The 3,826-nt window shown below is 50.7% G+C and carries 3 protein-coding genes; 1 reads left to right on the forward strand and 2 read right to left on the reverse strand.

What is annotated here, in order from left to right; translation table 11 throughout:
- Positions 1-132 precede the first annotated feature (132 nt).
- A complete protein-coding gene (locus J4G02_17235) occupies positions 133-2,157 on the reverse strand; it encodes a cation:proton antiporter (GenBank protein MCE2396295.1) in 2,025 nt (674 codons plus the stop codon).
- Between the two features lie 143 nt (positions 2,158-2,300).
- Here J4G02_17235 and J4G02_17240 point away from each other — a divergent pair, with 143 nt between their 5' ends.
- The gene (locus tag J4G02_17240) at positions 2,301-2,456 is read left to right on the forward strand and encodes a beta-propeller fold lactonase family protein (GenBank protein ID MCE2396296.1); all 156 of its coding nucleotides are present in this window, start codon (positions 2,301-2,303) and stop codon (positions 2,454-2,456) included.
- Positions 2,457-2,467: 11 nt separating this feature from the next.
- On the opposite strand, the gene J4G02_17245 is transcribed toward J4G02_17240, so the two are convergent.
- Positions 2,468-3,826 (reverse strand): NAD(P)/FAD-dependent oxidoreductase (locus J4G02_17245; GenBank protein MCE2396297.1); only part of this gene is annotated, 1,359 nt, incomplete at its 5' end.

A 3,826-nucleotide genomic window follows, 5' to 3' on the forward strand; every position in this document is an offset into this window, starting at 1 on the left:
AGCGGTGAACTCCAACCTTTGGAAACATATACAGTTGGGAACAGCCCGATGTGGGTACTTTTTGTGGAGTTACCCGGCTAGTAGCCCAGCTGAAGAAGGTCGAGAAGGACTTGGGATTCTCGTTCCTCAATTCTATGAAACATCCTCCGTATCTGTTTGTGTTGGGTTTTGACTTTCAGGGTTATCAAACAGATCGGCGACCTGAGCGATTTTCTCAGGACTTCCGAGCAGATAAACTTCGTCATCGAACTCAATCCGTAGTTCACCATGCGGATTAGTTAAAATCTGTTCGTGCCGTCGGACTGCCAAGACCGTCACCTCGTATGTCCCTCGTAAAGCGATTTCTGCCAGCGATTTTCCAACAAAAGGTGATTTCGGATCGACCCATAGGACCGAAATCTCAAGGTCAGGAAAATGCACATTCAGATCGGAAACGGGCGGCGCGTCCTTGGGCAGCGTACGGAATATCTTATAACCATCAGCCCGCACCTCCGCAATGAACTGTTCAATCTGATCGTGAGGGATGAGGTACTCCATCAACACCCGCGTGAAAATTTCGACGGAGGTCTCGAACTCCTCTGGAATCACTTCGTTTGCCCCGACACGATATAGCGGTTCCACCTCAGCAAGATGGCGCGTTCTGGCGATAATGTGTGCCGTTGGATTCAAGGCATGGGTGGTTGCGACAATTCGACGCGAGGCGGCGTCGTCAGAAATCACTACCACCACAACTCGCGCCGCTTTGATGTTCGCATGGCGAAGCACGGTATCGTGAATAGCATCGCCGTAGAAAATCGGCTCACCATTTGCTCGTTCCGTCCGGACGGTTTCAGGATTCATTTCGACGATGACATACGGGATGTCTGCCGCCCGCGCCGCTTTTGCGACGTTTCGGCCATTGACCCCAAAACCAATAATGATAACATGGTTCGTCTGCTCGACATCCTGCGTTGAAGCGATGGTTCTCAACCCTGACACGAGTCGTCTTGGCAGCGGCAATCGTAATATCCCACGGGCGATATGAGGTGCTGCCGAGATGATAAATGGCGTTGCAGCCATCGTTGCAACCGAAACAGCGAGAAACAGTTTGTAATTTGCGTCACTGAGCAAGCCGTGTTCGATACCCGATTTTGCAAGAATAAACGCAAATTCCCCCACCTGACTGAGTGTGAGTCCCGCCAGAATCGCCGTGCGTAGTGGGTATCCTAGCATCGAAGTCACCCCTCCTGCAATGATGCTTTTTGCAACCAGAACACCGATTGTCAGCCCCGCAATCAACAATGGCTTTTGAAATAGCACGTGAAAGTCGAGTAGCATACCAACGGACACAAAGAAGAAACTGGTGAACACATCCCGAAAAGGTGAGATGTGACCGAGTGCGTCGTGGCTCGACTCCGATTCGGAGACGATTAGCCCTGCGAGGAAGGCACCAAGTGCCAAAGACACGCCGAAACGCGATGTTAGCCAGACGACAGCGAGGCAGATGGCGAGAACGCTCAACAGGAAAACTTCGCGGCTGCGCGTTCGAAGTGCCTGTGATAGAATCAGCGGCACGACGTACTTTGCACCAACAAACACCACACCAATCATCACCACGCCCTTTGCCAGCAGTAAAACGAGCGCTCTGCTTATGTCTCCCGGATGTCCAGCAAGGATTGGCGTGATCAGCATCATCGGAACAATGGCGATATCTTGAAAAATCAGGATTGCCAATGCTGTGCCCCCATGTGGTGTTCGTGTTTCATCGCGCTCTTGTAGCAGTTTCATCACAATCGCCGTGCTACTGACAGCGGCGAGACAACCGATGAAGAGCGATTCGTTGGTCGCCTGACCGAAGTGCCGCGCTAATGCAAACGCCGCTAGAAGTGTCAATCCAACTTGTAGCGACCCGCCCATCAATACCGATTGCTTAATCCGAAGTAGATTCTTTAATGAAAACTCGATGCCGATAGCAAACAGCAGCAAGATGACACCAATTTCCGCTAGAATTTCGACTTCACGGTCTGCTTGAATCAGACCCAATCCGTGAGGTCCTGCAATCAGTCCTGTCAAGAGAAAGCCAACAATCGAAGGCACACTCAGCTTATGACAGATGAGTAGAACACCAATTGATAAGCCGAATATGATGCAGATGTCATAAAGCAAAGGAATTTCCATAACTCATTCCAAATTGTAATGTGCCGGGAGTATTAAGTATCCGTCAATTTCATTTCGTCAAGGTCGTTGGTTTTCACCGCTTGATAAGCCCTCTTGAGTAATACAAACGCAAACGCCTGAATGCTGAGAAGGTTTAGGCTGATTTGACAGAGAACTTTCTGTTTGCCGGCGGCCAGGGGTCGGGAAAACTCGCTACCTACCGGATTGACTCACAGAGCGGTGAACTCCAGCATTTGGAAACATATACGGTTGGGAACAGCCCGATGTGGGTGCTTTTTGTGGAACTATCTGGCTCGTAGCCTTCAGTATCTTAGGCGGCAGTCAGCTCATCTGCTATATCTTCTGCGGGATAGCTGAGTGCCTCCCCAAGGGTTGGATGCGGATACGGGATATTTAGAATGTCAAAAACTGTGTCGTTGTGATAGAGGTGCGGCAGCGCAATCTGCATAATATCGGTCGCATGGGGTCCGAGAATATGTAGACCTACGATGCGACCTGAAGGTCGCTCGGCAATCATCTTTACGAAGCCCTCTATTTCGCCAATTGCTACGGCTTTGCCAATATCTTCCATCGGCGTTTTCACGGTTATGACATCCAATCCCTGTGCCTTTGCCTCCGCCTCGGTAAGACCCACGGTGCCAATCTCCGGATGAGAGAAAATGATGTTCGAGACTAAGTCGTAGTTCATTTTGACGCCGCGCTTTCCGGAGGCGTGTAACCCTGCAACTTTCCCTTCCATCGTAGCGGCATAAACCAGTGCCGCTTTGCCTGTCACATCCCCTACTGCATAGATGTGTGGAACATTGGTCTGCATATAGTCGTTGACCTTAATCTCACCCTTTTCGCCGAGAAGTAAGCCTGTTTTTTCTAAGCCTAAATCATCTATCGTGGGACGGCGACCCGTATTTACCATAATTTCTTCCGCACAGACCACCTTCTCCTCACCCCCCTGCACGAAGTGTACCTCCTTACCCTTCTCCGTGCGTGCGAACGATTTGAGGCTGGTCTCGGTCAGGATATTCATCCCTTCCCGCCGAAGCAGGTCCTGTAATTCAAAGCCAATATCCGGGTCAAGGCGTCTCAAAACCCGTGGGCTGCGAACTAACATGGTAATTTCGACCCCCACCTTGTGGAAAAGATATCCCAACTCCAGAGCGATATATCCGCTTCCGATGACAATCAAGGAGCTGGGGAGATGTTCCAGATAGAGTGCCTCATCACTAGTGATGTATCCCGTCTCTTTTAAGCCAAGCAAGGGGGGCACGTCAACTGTAGATCCTGTAGCAATAACGATTTTTTCTCCAGTGTAGCGGTTATCGCCAACCTGAATGGTATGCGGGTCGATGAAACTCGCGCTACCCTCTACGATATCAACCGATGCGTTGAGGATCGCCTCCCTACGTGCAGAGAAAAAATCATCTTCCACTAAGGTTCGGACACGTTTCTGCACGGTTGACCAATTGACCTGTAGGTCGCTGGCTGTGATACCGAAATTGGGACTCTCTTCAAAGGTGCGCTTCACACTCGCGGAAGCGAGCAGGGTTTTAGATGGCATGCAGCCCTCGTTCGTGCATAAGCTGTACCCGACGCGACGTTTCTCTACCAAGAGAATGTTCTTCAATCCTTCAGCTTTAGCTGCCATCGCCGCTGAAAACCCGCCGCTGCCGCT

It is taken from the genome of Candidatus Poribacteria bacterium (genome assembly GCA_021295755.1).
Taxonomy (GTDB): domain Bacteria; phylum Poribacteria; class WGA-4E; order WGA-4E; family PCPOR2b; genus PCPOR2b.